General features: G+C 70.0%; 15 protein-coding genes and 1 riboswitch. Of the genes, 12 read left to right on the forward strand and 3 right to left on the reverse strand.

The features are described from left to right. The first annotated feature begins 123 nt into the window (after window positions 1–123). The 6 genes from ACIRB1_RS09385 to ACIRB1_RS09410 all read left to right on the forward strand — a co-directional run bounded on the left by ACIRB1_RS09385 (window position 124) and on the right by ACIRB1_RS09410 (window position 7,235). Window positions 124–744 carry a heme-copper oxidase subunit III gene (locus ACIRB1_RS09385; protein WP_019067823.1) on the forward strand — a complete coding sequence of 207 codons (621 nt, stop codon included), beginning with the start codon at window positions 124–126 and terminating at the stop codon, window positions 742–744. Window positions 745–824: 80 nt separating this feature from the next. Then, window positions 825–1,634: a c-type cytochrome gene (locus tag ACIRB1_RS09390; protein WP_266767854.1), complete on the forward strand. Its 810-nt coding sequence runs from the start codon at window positions 825–827 to the stop codon at window positions 1,632–1,634. Beyond that, complete coding sequence (locus tag ACIRB1_RS09395) at window positions 1,631–2,686, forward strand: Rieske 2Fe-2S domain-containing protein (RefSeq protein ID WP_352183634.1); 1,056 nt, start codon at window positions 1,631–1,633, stop codon at window positions 2,684–2,686. Before ACIRB1_RS09390 ends, ACIRB1_RS09395 begins: the two co-directional genes overlap by 4 nt. Then, entirely contained in the window at window positions 2,683–4,320 is a 1,638-nt protein-coding gene (locus ACIRB1_RS09400) for a cytochrome bc complex cytochrome b subunit (RefSeq protein WP_352183635.1), read from the forward strand. The genes ACIRB1_RS09395 and ACIRB1_RS09400 overlap by 4 nt, the downstream gene beginning before the upstream one ends. Before the next feature lie 133 nt (window positions 4,321–4,453). Then, window positions 4,454–5,518, forward strand: a complete 1,065-nt coding sequence (gene trpD, locus ACIRB1_RS09405; RefSeq protein WP_352183636.1) for an anthranilate phosphoribosyltransferase — start codon at window positions 4,454–4,456, stop codon at window positions 5,516–5,518. A 74-nt stretch (window positions 5,519–5,592) separates the two neighbouring features. Next, a riboswitch (SAM riboswitch) is annotated at window positions 5,593–5,709 on the forward strand. 164 nt (window positions 5,710–5,873) lie between these two features. Then, entirely contained in the window at window positions 5,874–7,235 is a 1,362-nt protein-coding gene (locus ACIRB1_RS09410) for an aminotransferase class V-fold PLP-dependent enzyme (protein ID WP_403465146.1), read from the forward strand. A 142-nt stretch (window positions 7,236–7,377) separates the two neighbouring features. Here ACIRB1_RS09410 and ACIRB1_RS09415 read toward each other — a convergent pair whose 3' ends face one another. Both ACIRB1_RS09415 and ACIRB1_RS09420 read right to left on the reverse strand, forming a co-directional pair. Continuing rightward, on the reverse strand, window positions 7,378–7,659 hold the full coding sequence (locus ACIRB1_RS09415; protein WP_352183638.1) for an Lrp/AsnC ligand binding domain-containing protein: 282 nt from the start codon (window positions 7,657–7,659) through the stop codon (window positions 7,378–7,380). After that, complete coding sequence (locus ACIRB1_RS09420) at window positions 7,656–8,390, reverse strand: rhomboid family intramembrane serine protease (protein WP_352183639.1); 735 nt, start codon at window positions 8,388–8,390, stop codon at window positions 7,656–7,658. The genes ACIRB1_RS09415 and ACIRB1_RS09420 overlap by 4 nt, the downstream gene beginning before the upstream one ends. A 159-nt stretch (window positions 8,391–8,549) precedes the next feature. Between ACIRB1_RS09420 and ACIRB1_RS09425 the strand changes: the two genes are divergently transcribed. The 5 genes from ACIRB1_RS09425 (at window position 8,550) to ACIRB1_RS09445 (ending at window position 13,902) form a co-directional block, all read left to right on the forward strand. After that, entirely contained in the window at window positions 8,550–8,789 is a 240-nt protein-coding gene (locus ACIRB1_RS09425; RefSeq protein ID WP_093625796.1) for a hypothetical protein, read from the forward strand. A 36-nt stretch (window positions 8,790–8,825) separates the two neighbouring features. Then, window positions 8,826–10,169 carry an NYN domain-containing protein gene (locus ACIRB1_RS09430; protein WP_352183640.1) on the forward strand — a complete coding sequence of 448 codons (1,344 nt, stop codon included), beginning with the start codon at window positions 8,826–8,828 and terminating at the stop codon, window positions 10,167–10,169. Between the two features lie 210 nt (window positions 10,170–10,379). Next, on the forward strand, window positions 10,380–11,414 hold the full coding sequence (locus ACIRB1_RS09435; RefSeq protein WP_366319950.1) for an NlpC/P60 family protein: 1,035 nt from the start codon (window positions 10,380–10,382) through the stop codon (window positions 11,412–11,414). Window positions 11,415–11,655: 241 nt separating this feature from the next. Beyond that, window positions 11,656–12,678 carry an NlpC/P60 family protein gene (locus tag ACIRB1_RS09440; RefSeq protein WP_352183641.1) on the forward strand — a complete coding sequence of 341 codons (1,023 nt, stop codon included), beginning with the start codon at window positions 11,656–11,658 and terminating at the stop codon, window positions 12,676–12,678. 30 nt (window positions 12,679–12,708) lie between these two features. After that, window positions 12,709–13,902: a hypothetical protein gene (locus ACIRB1_RS09445; protein WP_403465147.1), complete on the forward strand. Its 1,194-nt coding sequence runs from the start codon at window positions 12,709–12,711 to the stop codon at window positions 13,900–13,902. 17 nt (window positions 13,903–13,919) lie between these two features. Here the strand turns inward: ACIRB1_RS09445 and ACIRB1_RS09450 are convergent, their stop codons facing one another. Continuing rightward, window positions 13,920–15,155 carry a glycosyltransferase 87 family protein gene (locus ACIRB1_RS09450; RefSeq protein ID WP_403465148.1) on the reverse strand — a complete coding sequence of 412 codons (1,236 nt, stop codon included), beginning with the start codon at window positions 15,153–15,155 and terminating at the stop codon, window positions 13,920–13,922. Between the two features lie 131 nt (window positions 15,156–15,286). Between ACIRB1_RS09450 and ACIRB1_RS09455 the strand changes: the two genes are divergently transcribed. Then, window positions 15,287–16,429 carry a glycosyltransferase family 4 protein gene (locus ACIRB1_RS09455; RefSeq protein ID WP_352183644.1) on the forward strand — a complete coding sequence of 381 codons (1,143 nt, stop codon included), beginning with the start codon at window positions 15,287–15,289 and terminating at the stop codon, window positions 16,427–16,429. Window positions 16,430–16,680 lie beyond the last annotated feature (251 nt).

Below are 16,680 nucleotides of genomic sequence, written 5' to 3' on the forward strand. Positions count from 1 at the left end.
CCTTTGAACACCCCGTCAACACCTGTTGGAACACCCCTGCGATGGGCCATACGGGCAGTACACACGCTGCGGACACTCCGAACGGCACCCCCGGGAGTGAGGGCGGGATAAGCGACCGACATAATGTCGGTCGTGGCGACAGCAACGACAGTAGAAACCGGGCACGCGCACCCGTCGGTCAACCGGCCGAACCTCACCAGCGTCGGAACCATCATCTGGCTGAGTTCCGAGCTGATGTTCTTCGCGGCCCTCTTCGCGATGTACTTCACCCTGCGATCGGTGACCGGTCCGGATCACTGGAAGGAGATGGCGAGCCATCTCAACCTTCCGTTCTCCGCGACCAACACCACGATCCTGGTGCTCTCCTCCCTCACCTGCCAGCTCGGCGTGTTCGCGGCCGAGCGCGGGGATGTGAAGAAGCTCAGGGGCTGGTTCATCATCACGTTCGTGATGGGTGCGATCTTCATCGGCGGTCAGATCTTCGAGTACACGGAGCTGGTGAAGAAGGACGGCCTGTCGCTGTCCTCCGACCCGTACGGCTCGGTGTTCTACCTGACCACCGGCTTCCACGGCATGCACGTGACGGGCGGCCTCATCGCCTTCCTGTTCGTCCTCGGACGTACCTACGCGGCCAAGAGGTTCACCCACGAACAGGCGACCGCGGCCATCGTCGTGTCCTACTACTGGCACTTCGTCGATGTCGTCTGGATCGGCCTCTTCGCCACGATCTACTTGATCAAGTAGTCGGGCCCGATCCCGAGCGCAGCCAAGAAGCGCACATTCCAGAAGCATCGACGCAGAAGATCCTGACACCGGGGTAATCCGTGAAAAAGCTCTCCACACGACGACGCCATCCGCTGGCGGCGGTCGTCGTCCTACTCCTCGCGCTGGCGGCAACTGGGGGGCTGTACGCCGCGTTCGCTCCCGCGAGCAAGGCGCAGGCCGACGAGTCCGCCCAGTCCCTCGCCATCGACGAGGGCAAGAAGCTGTTCGCCGTCGGCTGCGCAAGCTGCCACGGCACCGGCGGTCAGGGCACCTCCGACGGTCCGAGCCTTGTGGGCGTCGGCGCCGCGGCGGTCGACTTCCAGGTCGGCACCGGCCGTATGCCGGCGCAGCAGCCGGGTGCTCAGATCCCGGCCAAGAAGGTCATCTACTCGCAGGCCGAGATCGACCAGCTCGCGGCGTACATCGCCTCGCTGGGCGCCGGTCCGGCCATTCCGACGAAGAACGAGTACGGGCCGGAGGGTTCGGACATCGCCAAGGGTGGCGAGCTGTTCCGCACCAACTGCGCCCAGTGCCACAACTTCACCGGCAAGGGCGGCGCGCTGACGCACGGCAAGTTCGCGCCGAGCCTCGAGGGTGTCGCTCCGAAGCACATCTACGAGGCCATGCAGACCGGCCCGCAGAACATGCCTTCCTTCCCCGACACCACGCTGTCGTCGAAGAACAAGAAGGACATCATCGCGTACCTCAACGCGGTCAACGGCGACAACACCGAGAGCCCCGGCGGTCTTGAGCTGGGCGGTCTCGGTCCGGTCAGTGAGGGTCTCTTCGCCTGGATCTTCGGTCTGGGCGCGCTGATCGCGGTAGCCGTCTGGGTCGCCGCTCGGACCGCAAAGGCCAAGAAGTCATGAGTAGCCAAGACATTCCAGAAGAGAACCTGCCCGCTGAGCAGGACGCGCACGGCGCGGTGTCGGTAGCGGACGAGCACGACCCGTTCGCCGACCCCGGACTGCCCCCGCACGAGCACCGTGTCCAGGACATCGACGAGCGGGCCGCCAAGCGGTCCGAGCGCGTCGTCGCCTTCCTGTTCACGCTGTCGATGCTCCTCACGGTCGGCTTCATCGCCTCGTACGTGGCGATCCCGTCCGACAAGTCGATCTTCGTCTTCCCGATCGGTCACATCAGCGCGCTCAACTTCGCGCTGGGCCTGACCCTCGGCGGAGCGCTCTTCACCATCGGCGCGGGCGCGGTCCACTGGGCCCGCACCCTGATGTCCGACGTGGAGATCGCCGACGAGCGGCACGCGATCGAGGCGCCCCCCGAGGTCAAGGCCAAGGTCATGGCCGACTTCAAGGACGGTGCCAGGGAGTCGGCGCTCGGCCGTCGCAAGCTGATCCGCAACACGATGTTCGGCGCGCTGGCCCTGTTCCCGCTCTCCGGCGTCATGCTGCTGCGCGACCTGGGCCCGCTGCCGGGGACGAAGCTCCGCCACACCCTGTGGTCCAAGGGCAAGCTCCTCGTCAACATGAACACGAACCTGCCGCTGCGTCCCTCGGACGTGGCCGTCGGCTCGCTCACCTTCGCCAAGCCCGAGGGCCTGGAGGAGACCGACGAGGACTTCCAGACGGAGATCGCCAAGTCCGCGCTGATGATCGTCCGGCTCCAGCCGGACAACATCAAGGACAAGCGCGAGCTGGAGTGGGCGCACGAGGGCATCGTCGCCTTCTCGAAGATCTGCACCCACGTGGGCTGCCCGATCTCCCTGTACGAGCAGCAGACGCACCACGTGCTCTGCCCGTGCCACCAGTCCACCTTCGACCTCTCCGACGGTGCCCGAGTGATCTTCGGCCCGGCCGGTCACGCCCTGCCGCAGCTGCGCATCGGCGTGAGCGACGAGGGCTACCTCGAGGCGCTCGGCGACTTCGATGAGCCCGTCGGTCCTGCATTCTGGGAGCGCGGATGAGCACTACGACGAACACTGACTCGCGCTCGCGCGAGAAGGCACCGGCCGGCGAGAAGATCGCCGACTGGGCGGACGGACGCCTCGGGATCTACTCCCTGGCCAAGTCCAACATGCGCAAGATCTTCCCCGACCACTGGTCGTTCATGCTGGGTGAGGTCTGCCTCTACAGCTTCATCATCATCATCCTCACGGGTGTGTACCTGACGCTGTTCTTCCACCCGTCGATGAACGAGGTGACGTACCACGGCAGCTATGTCCCGCTCCAGGGGCAGCTGATGTCGGAGGCGTTCAACTCGACCATGCACATCTCCTTCGATGTGCGCGGTGGTCTGCTGATCCGGCAGATCCACCACTGGGCGGCGCTGATCTTCCTCGCCGGCATGTTCGTGCACATGATGCGCGTGTTCTTCACGGGCGCGTTCCGCAAGCCGCGTGAGGTCAACTGGCTGTTCGGCTTCCTGCTGTTCGTCCTGGGCATGTTCACCGGGTTCACCGGTTACTCGCTCCCGGACGACCTGCTCTCCGGCACCGGTGTCCGCTTCATGGAGGGCGCGGTCCTGTCCGTGCCGATCGTCGGCACGTACCTGTCGTTCTTCCTCTTCGGCGGCGAGTTCCCGGGCGGCGACTTCGTCGCACGGTTCTACTCGATCCACATCCTGCTGCTGCCGGGCATCATGCTCGGCCTGGTGGTCGGCCACCTGATCCTGGTCTTCTACCACAAGCACACGCAGTTCGCGGGCCCCGGAAAGACGAACAACAACGTCGTCGGCATGCCGCTGCTGCCGGTCTACATGGCCAAGGCCGGAGGCTTCTTCTTCCTGGTCTTCGGTGTCATCGCGGCCATCGCCGCGGTCGCCTCGATCAACCCGATCTGGTCGATGGGTCCCTACCGTCCCGACATGGTCTCCACGGGCGCCCAGCCCGACTGGTACATGGGCTTCTCCGAGGGCCTGATCCGTGTCATGCCGGGCTGGGAGATCAACTTCTGGGGTCACACGCTCGTCCTGGGTGTGTTCATCCCGCTGGTGATCTTCCCGCTGGTCCTGGTGTCGATCGCGGTCTACCCGTTCATCGAGGCCTGGGTCACCGGCGACAAGCGCGAGCACCACATCCTGGACCGCCCGCGCAACGCCCCGACCCGTACGGCCTTCGGCGCCGCGTGGATCTCGTGGTACTTCGTCCTGCTCGTCGGTGGCGGCAACGACATCTGGGCCACGCACTTCCACCTGTCGATCAACTCGATCACCTGGTTCGTGCGCGTCGGCTTCTTCGTGGTGCCGGTGCTGGTCTTCATCGCCACCAAGCGGTTCTGCCTCGGCCTCCAGCGCCGGGACCGGGAGAAGGTGCTGCACGGCCGCGAGTCCGGCATCATCAAGCGCCTGCCGCACGGTGAGTTCGTCGAGATCCACGAGCCGCTCAGCCAGGACGCGCTGCACACGCTCACCGCGCACGAGCAGTACGCGCCGGCCGCGATCGGCGCGACCGTCGACGACAACGGCGTGGAGCGCAAGGTGAAGGGCTCCGAGAAGCTGCGCGCCAAGCTGAGCGAGGCGTACTACGGCGAGGAGTCCCAGATCCCCAAGCCCACCGTCGAGGAGTACAAGGAGATCACGAGCGGCCACGGCCACCACTGATCGCTGAGGCGTCGCCACGCCACAGTCGAAGGGCCCCGTCCGAACACCGGACGGGGCCCTTCGCCGTGCCCCGCGCTGGATAGGGTGGGGGCGCTGTTCAAACCCAGTTTCTACGACACTCAGGAGCGGCCGTATGAGCGCTGTGACCCCCGCTGGAGGCGACACCGCGGCGGCCCGTTCCTGGCCCGACGTACTGAGCGCGCTGCTGGCCGGACAGGACCTGAGCACCGCCGACACGGCGTGGGCGATGGACCGGATCATGAGCGGCGAGGCGGCCGACGCGCAGATCGCGGGCTTCCTGGTGGCGCTGCGGGCCAAGGGCGAGACGGTCGAGGAGATCACCGGGCTCGTCGAGACGATGTACGCCCACGCGAAGCCGCTGCACATCCCGGGACCGGCGGTCGACATCGTCGGCACCGGCGGCGACCGGGCCAAGACGGTGAACATCTCGACGATGTCCGCCATCGTGATCGCCGGCGCCGGTGCGAAGGTCGTCAAGCACGGCAACCGCGCCTCCTCCTCGGCGAGCGGCTCCTCGGACGTCCTGGAGCGGCTCGGCATCAACCTCGACCTGTCGCCCGAGCGGGTCGCGCAGGTGGTGGAGGAGGCCGGGATCACGTTCTGCTTCGCGGCCAAGTTCCACCCCACGATGCGGTTCGCGGGCGCGGTCCGGCGGGACCTGGGGGTGCCGACCGCGTTCAACCTCCTCGGCCCGCTGACCAACCCGGCCAAGGTCACCTCGTCGGCGGTCGGCTGCTTCGACACCCGCATGGCCGGGCTGATCGCGGGCGTGCTGGCCGAACGGGGCTCGTCCGCGCTGGTGTTCCGCGGCGACGACGGCCTCGACGAGCTGACGACCACGGCCACCTCCCGGGTGTGGAACGTCCGTGACGGCAAGGTCACGGAGGAGTCCTTCGACCCGCGGGACGTGGGCCTCGAACTGGTCCCGGTGGAGGCCCTGCGCGGTGCCGACCCCGAGTACAACGCGGACGTGGCCCGCCGTCTCCTGGACGGCGAGACGGGCCCGGTGCGGGATGCCGTACTGCTGAACTCGGCGGCTGCCCTGGTGGCGCTCGAGGCCGGGGACGGGCCGTTGGCGGACCGGATCAGGGCCGGGATGGAGAAGGCGCGGGAGTCGATCGACTCCGGGGCCGCGAAGCGCACCCTGGAGCGCTGGGCGGCCGCCAGCAACGCGTGACCGAGCAGGGCGTCGTCCCGCGATCCGGACACGGGTTGCGGGACGACGATCAGCTCGCGTAGGTTTTCCGACCAGGTCATGAGTGACAGTCATGAGGCCCCGGCCGACTGTCCGGCAACCCTCCGTCCGTGGCGGGGTGCCCCGGGTGAAGACCAGGCCGTAGGCAGCGAGGTCTGCGGCAAGCGCGGGCCCCTCGAAAGACACCAGGGGTCCTGGTCATCGAGGGAGCCCTCTGTGAGCAAGCGAATGCGATAGGGCGTCGAGCCCCGCCTCCGCATACCCCCTTCTTCTTTTCCTGCGCCGCGGCCGTGTCGGCTCGCGCAGTGAATTCGCCTGCCTCTCACGGGAGTTCGCCATGTCTGTCACCACCGTTGCCGCCGCCCGGACCATTTGCGCCCCGCTGCCCGTTCTCGGCCGGGATGTCACCGTCCCGCTCGTCACGGGCGGCGAGGTCACCTACGCGGCGCTCGACTACGCGGCCAGCGCCCCCGCCCTCCAGCGCGTCTGGGACGACGTCGCCGCCTACGCCCCGTACTACGGCAGCGTGCACCGCGGCGCCGGCTACCTCTCGCAGCTCTCCACCGACCTGTTCGAGAACGCCCGCAGGACGGTCGAGGAGTTCCTGGACTGCCGCCCCGACGACCAGCTGATCTTCACCCGCTCCACGACGGACTCCCTGAACCTCCTCGCCGCGGTGCTCCCCGCCGACTGCCAGGTCTTCGTCTTCGAGACCGAGCACCACGCCTCGCTGCTGCCCTGGCAGGACGCCCGGGTCAGCTACCTCGACGCCCCGCGCACCCCGGGCCAGGCGGTGGAGATCCTGGAGCGGGCCCTCGCCGCCCGCGACCCGTACGGCCCGGCCCTGGTCTGCGTCACCGGCGCCTCGAACGTCACCGGCGAGCTGTGGCCGGTACGGGAGCTGGCCGCCGCCGCGCACGCCCACGGCGCCCGGATCGTCCTGGACGCCGCCCAGCTAGCCCCGCACCACCCGGTCTCCGTCCAGGACCTCGACGTCGACTGGATCGCCTTCTCCGGCCACAAGCTCTACGCCCCCTTCGGCTCGGGCGTCCTGGCCGGCCGGGCCGACTGGCTCCAGGCGGCCGACCCCTACCTCGCGGGCGGCGGCGCCAGCCGCAAGGTCACCCGGCGCGAGGACGGGGGAGTGGACGTGGAGTGGCACGACAGCGCCGCGCGGCACGAGGCGGGCTCCCCGAACGTCATCGGCGCCTACTCCATCGCGTCGGCCTGCAAGGCGCTCACCGAGGCGGGCTTCGACACCCTGGTCGCCCGCGAGCAGCACCTGATCGAGAAGGTACGGGCGGGCCTGGCCGAGGTCCCCGAGGTGAAGGTGCTGTCCCTGTTCGGCGACGACGCCCCGCGGGTCGGTGTCATCTCGTTCGTCGTCGACGGCTGGAACAGCTCGCACTTCGCCGCAGCCCTCTCCGCCGAGTACGGCATCGGCGTCCGGGACGGCCTCTTCTGCGCCCACCCCCTGCTCCGCACCCTCCTGGGCACGGACCCCCAGACCCAGGGCGAATGCGGCGCCCCCGAAGCGGCCCCCGGCGAAAAGTCCCTCAACGCCATCCGCGTCAGCTTCGGCGCGGGCACCCCGGACGAGCACGTGGAGCGTTTCGTGAGCGCGGTCCGCGAACTGGTCACCAAGGGCGCCAAGTGGACCTACCACACGGAAAACGGCCGCTGCGTACCGGCGGTGTGATCTGCCGGCTGCTGTGAAGGGGGTGCGCTGCAACGCGGCTCAAGGGCAACCCCCCCAGGGGCGCGGGGAACTGCGCGACCAGCCACGACGGACCGGTCACCCGCACATGCTCCGCGCCCCGCACACGATTAGGCGCCCGACCTCACGAGTCCAACCCGATAGCAAAAGCCGCCTCAAGGTCATGCTGCGAGTACGTCCGGAACGCCACGTGCGTATCCGTCCCCTCCACCCCGGGAATCTTGGAGATCCGCCCGGGGATGACATCGGCCAGATCCTCGTGCTCCCGCACCCGCACCATCGCGATCAAGTCATACGTACCGGTGACAGAGAAGACCTCGCTCACGGAGTCGAGCGCGGCGATCGACTCGGCGATCTCCGGAATCCGGTCCACGCTGGTCTTGATGAGGACGATCGCGGTGATCACGGCTGGTTCTCTCCCTCGGGGACCGTTGCTGGGGCGGCCCCAACTCTAGTGGTACGACCGAATCTCACCCACGCGTAGCCGAACCCCAGCGTGAAGCCCACGAGGTGGGCGAGGTACGCGACCCCCGGCCCCGTCGCCGCCTGGCCCGCCGCCAGCCACTGAAGGGCCGCCCAGAACGGCAGCACGACCCACGCGGGAAAGCGCAGCGGCAGGAAGAAGAGGAAGGGCAGGAGACTCGTCACGCGCGCCCGGGGGAACAAGTACAGAAACGCCCCGAGGACCGCCGAGATCGCCCCGGACGCGCCGACCAGCGACTGCTCGGAGTCGGTGTTGGCCACCGCGTAGCCCAGCAGCGCGAGGTACCCGCAGACCACGTAGAACAGGGTGAACTCGACCCGGCCCAGCCGTTCCTCGGTCATCGCTCCGAAGACGTAGAGGAAGAGCATGTTGCCGAGGAGATGGACCCAGCTGCCGTGGATGAACAGGGCCGTGACCGGGGTGAGCGCTTCGCGGGTGGGGTGGGCGAAAAGGTCGGCCGGGACCACCCCCCAGCGGCGGAAGTACGCCCGCTGCACGGCGAGCAGCGTGTCCCCGGTGCCGTAGGACGGGACGAAGCCCGAGGCCGGGCCCAGGGCGAAGATCAGGCAGCACAGGCCGATCAGGGCGTAGGTCATCGGTGCCGATGTGCCGCGGAACGTCCTGACGAGGGCCGAGCCCCAGTTGCTGATCATGGCTACAGAGCATGACGTAACGGGACGCAACGGGACAGGGTGAATCGCCGCTGTGGACGGCCGAGCGGCGAGTACCCGCCAGGCCGTAGGGTTACGAGCCACACTCGCCGGGGAAACCGGCGATCACGGAAACTGGAACGAAGGAAGCGGACAGCCACGATGACGGTTCCCCTGCCGACCGCCTCGACGCGGTGGCGCTGCACCCTCTGCGGCAACCTCACGCGCTTCGACGTGACGCGCTCGTCGAAGGTCGTGGAGTACCTCCACCTGGACCTGGCCGGTGAGCCGAAGGTGGAGGAGCGCGAGGTGGTCAGTGAGACCATCGAGTCGGTGCGCTGCCGCTGGTGCAACGCCGTGGATCAGGTGGAACTCGTGGACAGGCCGGGCGCCGCCTCCTGAGAGGGAGAGGCCCCGCACAGACATTGGGGTGTGAGGATGGTGGAGAACTCAGGCGGGGGGCCGGGCGACGGCGCCGCCGAGGTGCTCGACCGTCCGCTGCCCGACGGCGTGCGGAGGCGGGTCGTACAGATCGTGTCGGACGGCTTCGGCGGCCTCACGGTCGCCGAACTGCCCGCGCAGCTACGACAGTACGCCCGCTTCGCCCCCAACCGGCGCGCCAAGTTCGCGGGAAACGCGATGGCCGCCGCGCTGGAGACCGATCCGCTGTTCAGGCAGCGCATCGGGGAGAAACTGAGAGAGGCCCAGCCGGAGTTGGCCGGAGCCCTCGACTCCGGCTCGCCGCCCCCGGCCGCGGACCCGCTCGATGTGGCGGCCGCGGCCTATGTTCTGCGCCCCACCGGCTGGGTGAAGCTGGTCACCGCCGCGGGCGAGGAGGCGCTGCGCGCGGACGCCGAGCGCGCCGACGAGGAGAGCCGGGCCGAACTGGAGCGGCTGCGCGAGGAGTTGGCGCAGGCGCGGGACGCGACCCGGGCCGAGACCGAGCGGCTGCGCACCGAGCTGGACGCGGCGAAGAAGGAAGCGGAATCGCTTCACCGCAAGCTGCGTGCCGCGCACAGTGACGTCAAGCGCGGCGAGGCCGCCCTGCGTAAGCTGCGGGCCGAGACGGACACCGCGCGCGCCGAGAGCCAGGCCCAGGTGTCGGCCGCCGAGAGCGAGAGCCGCCGTCTGAAGGCCCGTCTGGGCGAGGCGGAGGCGGCCCTTGAGGCCACCCGCAAGGCCGCCCGTGAGGGCCGCAGCGTCGAGGACATGCGGGTGCGGCTGCTGCTCGACACGGTGCTGGACGCGGCCCAAGGGCTGCGCCGCGAGCTGGCGTTGCCGCCGGTGTCCGTGCGGCCGGCCGAGACCGTCGACGCGGTCGAACCGGGACGAATGACCCCGAAGGACATCGCGGCGCGGGCGTTGTCGGAGAACGACCCCGCGATCCTCGACCAGTTGCTCGCGCTGCCGCAGGCCCACCTGGTCGTCGACGGCTACAACGTCACCAAGACCGGCTATCCCCAAATGCCCCTGGAGAAGCAGCGGTTGAGGCTTCTGGGGCAGCTCTCGCAGCTCGCCGCGCAGACCGGCGCCGAGGTCACCTGTGTCTTCGACGGGGCCGAACTGGCCGCGCCCGTGCTGCTCGCGCCGCCGCGCGGGGTGCGGGTGCTGTTCTCCAAACCGGGCGTCACCGCCGACGAGTTGATCCGTCAGCTGGTGCGTGCCGAGCCGCCGGGCCGGCCGGTGATCGTCGCGTCGACCGACCGCGAGGTGGCCGACGGCATCGCGAAGGCGGGCGCGCGGCCCGTCGCTTCTGCGGTACTCCTGAAGCGACTGTCGTGAAGGTCAACGTACAGGTTTAATGCCTGAATTGGCCGAACTGTCACGCAACGTAGCGTCAATCGACCATCACTGCACGTGGGTCATGTGCAAAGAATGCTTTGAGTGACGGCATTTTTTCGTGTGAGGATTTGAACTGATCACAGAAACATCACTAGGGTCAGGCCTCGAACCTCCGAACGGGTGATCACTCAATAGAAGGAGCTCGACTCCGTGGCGTCCCATCGTCGACCGAAGCAGCCGAGCCGCACGCGTGTGACTGTGCTGACCACCGCAGCCGCAGCCGCCGTTGCCTTCAGCGCTCAGGCCGCGAATGCCGCGCCCAGCGAGAAGCCCAGCAAGGACGAGGTCAAGGCGAAGGTCGACGCCCTCTACGAGCAGGCCGAGCAGGCCACCGAGAAGCTCGACGGCGCCCAGGAGAAGCAGGAGAAGCTCCAGAAGGAGATCTCCACCATCCAGGACAACGTCGCCCGCGGCCAGGAGGAGCTGAACAAGCTCCGGGACGGCCTCGGCACCATGGCGAGCGCCCAGTACCGCACCGGCGGCATCGACCCCTCGATCCAGCTGTTCCTGTCCTCGGACCCGGACGACTACCTCGACAAGGCGTCCACGATGGACCAGTTGAGCAGCCAGCAGGTCGAGGCGCTCACGAAGATCCAGGGCAAGCAGCGCGAACTCGCCCAGGAACGCGCGGAGGCCAGCAGCAAGCTCAAGGACCTCTCCGCCACCCGCACCGAACTCAAGAAGAAGAAGGACGAGGTCAAGGCCAAGCTGGCCACGGCCCAGAAGCTCCTGAACACCCTGACGGCGGCCGAGAAGGCAGCGCTCGACCAGGAGCAGGCCCAGGCGGCCTCCCGCTCCACCTCGCGCGTGAACCTCGGCAACACCGGTTCCGCCTCGGGCCGCGCGGCCTCCGCCTTCGCCGCCGCCCAGTCCGTGATCGGCTCCCCGTACGTCTACGGCGCCTCCGGCCCGTCCTCCTTCGACTGCTCCGGCCTCACCTCCTGGGCCTACGCCCAGGCGGGCGTCTCCATCCCCCGGACGTCGGAGGCGCAGGCGAACGCCGGCACCCGCATCTACAGCCAGAGCGACCTCAAGGTCGGCGACCTGGTCATCTTCTACGGCGACTTCCACCACGTCGGCCTCTACGCGGGCAACGGCCAGGTGCTGCACGCCCCGCACACCGGTGCCGTGGTCCGCTACGAGGCGATCGGCAACATGACCTTCGAGTTCGGCGTCCGGATCTGATCCGTCCGCATCCGGTTCCCCTCCGGTCGTTCCCCGGCCCCTGTGCACCGCCCGAACGGGCGAATTACGACACACCCGGCTGACCCCGCGCCCCGCCGATGACCTGCGTCATAGGCGGGGCGTCACGTTGTGTGCCTGCGGCGGTCTTTGGCCCGCGCCCCTTCACAGAGCTACTGTCTGGCGCGTTTCCCCGCTCAGGGGAAGCGGTCCGTGTCCGCCAGCGGAAGGAGTGCGACTCCCCGTGGGATCCCGTCGCCGCCCTGCACCGTCCGGGTTCGACCGAGGCGCCGGCGCTGCGGTCTGTGTGTTGAGCGCCGCAGCCGCCGCCCTCGGCGCCCTGCCGGCCACCTCCGCCGTGGCCGCGCCGCACGCCGACTCCAAGACCGAGGTGGACCGGCTCTACCACGAGGCCGAGCAGGCGACCGAGGCCTACGACAAGGCCGACGAGCGCGCCGGGCAACTGCACCGGCAGGTGAGCGACGCCCAGGACCGGATCGCCCGGCAGCAGCAGCGCATCAACACCATGCGGGACGCGCTGGGTTCACTCGCCGGCGCCCAGTACCGCTCCGGCGGCATCGACCCCACCGTCGCGCTGCTGTTCTCCGACGACCCGGCCGACTACCTCGACAAGGCCTCCGTCCTCGACCGCATCACCGCCCAGCAGGCGCAGCAGCTCAAGGACCTCCAGGAGGCGATGCGCGAACTCGCCCAGGAGCGCACCGAGGCCGCCGGACACCTCGCCGAACTGGAGCGCAGCCGCGAGGCCGTCGCCACCCACAAGAGGACCGTCGAGCACAAGCTCGCCAGGGCGAGACAGCTGCTCAACCAGATGCCGCTCGCCGAGCGCGCCTCCTTCGACCGGGCCTCCCGCTCCTCCCGCGAGGACATCCCCGACCTCGGCGCGGGCGTCCCGTCCTCGGGCCGCGCCGCGGCCGCCGTCGCCGCCGCCCGCTCCGCCCTCGGCAAGCCGTACATCTGGGGCGCCAACGGCCCCGGCGGCTTCGACTGCTCCGGCCTGATGCAGTGGTCGTACGCCCACGCGGGCGTCCACCTCCCGCGCACCTCGCAGGAACAGCGCTACGCCGGCCACCACGTCCCGCTCTCCCAGGCCCAGCCCGGCGACCTCGTCGTCTACCGCTCCGACGCCAGCCATGTCGCCATGTACGTCGGCAACGGCCAGGTCATCCACGCCCCCTACCCCGGCGCGCCGGTGCGCTACGACCCGGTCGGCATGATGCCCGTCTCGTCGGTCACGAGGGTCTGAACCGGCGCGAAAGGGTCGTACGATCGGGAAGTGACTGGTCGCAGGCGGGCGTCGCGCTCCGGAGTGTTCGCGCTGTGTCTGCTGCTCGTCTCGCTGGTGGCGTGCGGCGGACAGCCGGCGGCGGACAGCGCGAAGGCCCAGGTCCAGCGCCTGCTGGACAGCCGGTCGGCGGCGGTCCTGCACCACGACGAGACGGCGTACACGCGCACCGGCGTGCGCACCGCGTACGAGAACCTGAGCGCCGTCCCCTTCGCCTCCTGGTCCTACCGCCTGACCGCCCTCCACCGCACCGGCGCCACCGCGACCGCCGACGCCGAACTGCGCTACCAGGTCAGGGCCTACGACACCGCCCCCGTCACCGCAGGCCGCGTCCTCACCCTCAGCCTCACCGCCGACGGGAAGTGGTACGTCGACTCTGACAAGCCCGCCAAGAAGTCCGGCCAGCAACTCTGGGACCAGGGGAGGGTGAGCGTCGTCAAGGGCGCGCACAGCCTGGTGATGGGGGTCGGCCAGTCCGCCGACACCCTCGACGACTACCGCGCCCTCGCCGACCACGCCGTACCGGCCGTGTCCGGCGCCTGGGGCACGGACTGGACCCGGCACGTCGTGGTCCTCGTCCCCGGCACCCTGGACGGCATGGCGGGCCTCCTGGGCTCACCGGCCGCGTCCTACCGGGGCATCGCCGCGGTGACGACGGGCGAGGTGGCCGGCGGCTCGGGCAGCGCGCCCGCCGACCGGATCATCGTCAACCCGGAGGCGTACGCGATGCTGGGCGCGGTGGGCAAGCAGGTCGTGCTGACCCACGAGACGACCCATGTGGCGACCCGCGCCCACACCACCTCCGCCACCCCCCTCTGGCTCTCGGAGGGCTACGCCGACTGGATCGGCTACCGGGGCACCGGCCGCACCCCCGCGCAGGCCGCCCCCGAACTCCACAGCGCCGTCGAGGTCGGCGACCTCCCCACCGCCCTCCCCGCCGACAAGGACTTCGGCTTCAGCAGCGACCCGGCGAAGCTCGCCCGGGCGTACGAGGGCGGCTGGATGGCCTGCCGGATGATCGAGGACCGGTGGGGGGCCGCTCGACTGGGCGCGTTCTACCGGGCGGTCGGCACCCACAAGAAGCGGCCGGGGGCGGTGGAGGACGCGTTGAAGAGCGTGCTCGGGGTGACGCCGGCGGAGTTCACGGGGGAGTGGCGGGAGTATCTCGGGAGCCAACTCGGCTGATCCGGGCGGGACATGCGTCAGGAAGACGCCGACGTGGCCTTCGAGCGCGTGGCCTGAGTGGGCAGCGGCGGTACGTCCGCCCAAGTGACCGACGCCCGCCACAACTCCCGTGCGGCGATGAGCGTCGCCGCCACCAGCAGGCCGTTGCGGACGATCAGCAGGGTCACGCCCAGGGCGTCGCTGGCGACGACGTGGGCGAACCAGATCGGGAACTCCAGGACCGTGACGAAGGCGGCGCCGAGGACCAGGGCGACCGGGCGGCGCATGCGGCTGGCGCGGAAGCAGGAGCAGACGGCGGCGAGGCCGATCAGCCAGACGATGTACTGGGGGCTGATGACGCGGCTGGTGACCGTGAACATCAGGACCGCCACGAAGGCCGCGTCCGCGAGGGTGTGCGGGAGGAAGCGGGCCGCCATCAGACGCCAGAGCATGAGCCAGCCGAAGGCCATCGCGGTCAGGCCGAGAGCGGCGGTGCTGACCCAGTTGACATAGGGGCCGACGAACTCCACCGAGCCGTAGTTCAGGAGGACTTGGCCCTGCCAGTCGAAGTGCCGGGCCACGTGGAAGCCCAGCGAGCCCAGCGACTCCACCTCTGTGCCGCGGCCGCGCTGGAAGGTCAGGAAGGCGAACGCGCCCGGCATCGACACCGCGAAGAGGCCCGCGGTCGCCGCCACCGTCAGCGCCGCCGCTCCCCACGCGCGGCGCCTGACCGCGCCCAGCAGGAGCAGCGCCGGCCACACCTTCAGGAGGGCGCCGAAGCCGGCCAGCGCTCCCATCACGCGGGGGTGGCGGGCGCCGGCGAGCAGGGCCGCCACGGCCACCGCGGTCACCATCACGTCGTAGCGCGCGTAGACGGTGGGGCCGAGGAGGGGGACGCCCGCGGTCCACACCCAGGCGCCGCGCAGGGTGCGGCCGGGGCGCAGGCCCGTGTACACGAGCAGGGCCAGGACGGTCAGGTCGGCGAGGAAGGCGAGGACGAAGAACGCCGACGCGTAGTCCAGGAAGCCCAGCAGGGCGGGGGAGAGGACCGGGAGGGCGGCGGCGGGCGGGTACTGCCAGGTGACGTCGTCCAGCGGGAAGCCGCCGTGGCGGAGCGTCTCGTACCAGCCGTGGTAGATCACCGACACGTCACTGGTGACGTCCGGGCCGGGGAACACGAGCACCTTGAAGACGAACAGCAGGAGTACGACTCGGGTCAGGCCCCAGGTTCCCAGCAGCGGCGCCAGCCGCCGTCCCGCGCCCGCGATCTCCACCTGAGCCCCTGTTCCGTGCCGTGCCTGCGGATGTGGGCCACATGTTCTCCCGATCTGCTGTGCGATGGCCATGAAGCGCGGCCGTGCGGGCCTGTGAGTCGTCGTCCGGTGCGGCCGGTAGGGTCTGCCGCGTGCGCAAGACCCTGATCGTGACCAATGACTTTCCGCCCCGGCCCGGCGGCATCCAGGCTTTTCTGCACAACATGGCGCTACGGCTGGAGCCCGAGCGGCTCGTCGTGTACGCCTCGACGTGGAAGCGGGGGCGGGAGGGCGCCGAGGCGACGGCCGCGTTCGACGCCGAGCAGCCCTTCACCGTCGTACGGGACACCACCACGATGCTGCTGCCGACGCCCGGAGCGACCCGTACGGCCGTCGGGCTGCTGCGGGAACACGGGTGTACGGCGGTGTGGTTCGGGGCGGCGGCGCCGCTCGGGCTGATGGCGCCGGCGTTGCGGAAGGCCGGCGCGGAACGGCTGGTCGCCACGACCCACGGGCACGAGGCGGGGTGGGCGCAGTTGCCCGCCTCGCGTCAACTCCTGCACCGGATCGGGGAGTCCACCGACACGATCACCTACCTCGGGGAGTACACGCGCTCGCGGATCGCGCCCGCGCTGAGCCCCGGGGCGGCGGCGCGGATGGTCCAACTGCCGCCCGGCGTGGACGAGAAGGTCTTCCACCCCGGGTCGGGTGGAGCGGAGGTCCGGGCGCGGCTCGGGCTCACCGACCGGCCGGTGGTCGTCTGTGTCTCCCGGCTCGTCCCGCGCAAGGGGCAGGACACGTTGATCCTCGCGATGCCGCGGATTCTTGCCCGGCAGCCGGACGCCGTGCTGCTGATCGTGGGCGGCGGGCCGTACGAGAAGGATCTGCGCCGTCTCGCGCGCGAGACCGGGGTCACCGACTCCGTGCGGTTCACGGGTGCCGTGCCCTGGGCCGAGCTGCCCGCGCACTACGGTGCCGGTGACGTCTTCGCGATGCCCTGCCGGACGCGGCGCGGGGGGCTCGACGTCGAGGGGCTCGGCATCGTCTACCTGGAGGCGTCCGCCACCGGGCTGCCCGTCGTCGCCGGGGACTCCGGGGGCGCGCCCGACGCGGTCCTCGACGGGGAGACCGGCTGGGTCGTCCGGGGCGGCTCCCCGGAACAGGCCGCCGACCGCATCCTCGCGCTGCTCGCCGACGCGGAACTCCGTCGGAACATGGGGGAGCGGGGGCGGCAGTGGGTGGAGGAACGCTGGCGCTGGGACCTCCTGGCAGAGAAACTCCGGGCACTCCTTTAGGAGCGCCGGGTGGGGTGCGGGTGCGGGTGCGGGTGCCGGGTGCGGTGGTCGGGTGGGTGCGGGTCGGTGGGGGCTGGTCGCGCAGTTCCCCGCGCCCCTGAAAGACGGGGTGTGCTGAGGGGGCGAGTCTGGCTGCGGGTCGGTGGGGGCTGGTCGCGCAGTTCCTCGCGCCCCTTAAAAGACGGGCATGGCGCCATCCCCTGCTTTTAGGGGCGCGGGGAACTGCGCGACCAGCCACCCACAACCCGCAC

This window comes from Streptomyces sp. NPDC096013 (genome assembly GCF_044763565.1).
GTDB lineage: Bacteria > Actinomycetota > Actinomycetes > Streptomycetales > Streptomycetaceae > Streptomyces.

Coding starts and splice junctions, on each gene's coding strand:
- ACIRB1_RS09385 (WP_019067823.1), top strand. CDS start 124: ATGTCGGTCGTGGCGACAGCAACGACAGTAGAAACCGGGCACGCGCAC.
- ACIRB1_RS09395 (WP_352183634.1), top strand. CDS start 1,631: ATGAGTAGCCAAGACATTCCAGAAGAGAACCTGCCCGCTGAGCAGGAC.
- ACIRB1_RS09400 (WP_352183635.1), top strand. CDS start 2,683: ATGAGCACTACGACGAACACTGACTCGCGCTCGCGCGAGAAGGCACCG.
- trpD (WP_352183636.1), top strand. CDS start 4,454: ATGAGCGCTGTGACCCCCGCTGGAGGCGACACCGCGGCGGCCCGTTCC.
- ACIRB1_RS09410 (WP_403465146.1), top strand. CDS start 5,874: ATGTCTGTCACCACCGTTGCCGCCGCCCGGACCATTTGCGCCCCGCTG.
- ACIRB1_RS09420 (WP_352183639.1), bottom strand. CDS start 8,390: ATGATCAGCAACTGGGGCTCGGCCCTCGTCAGGACGTTCCGCGGCACA.
- ACIRB1_RS09425 (WP_093625796.1), top strand. CDS start 8,550: ATGACGGTTCCCCTGCCGACCGCCTCGACGCGGTGGCGCTGCACCCTC.
- ACIRB1_RS09430 (WP_352183640.1), top strand. CDS start 8,826: ATGGTGGAGAACTCAGGCGGGGGGCCGGGCGACGGCGCCGCCGAGGTG.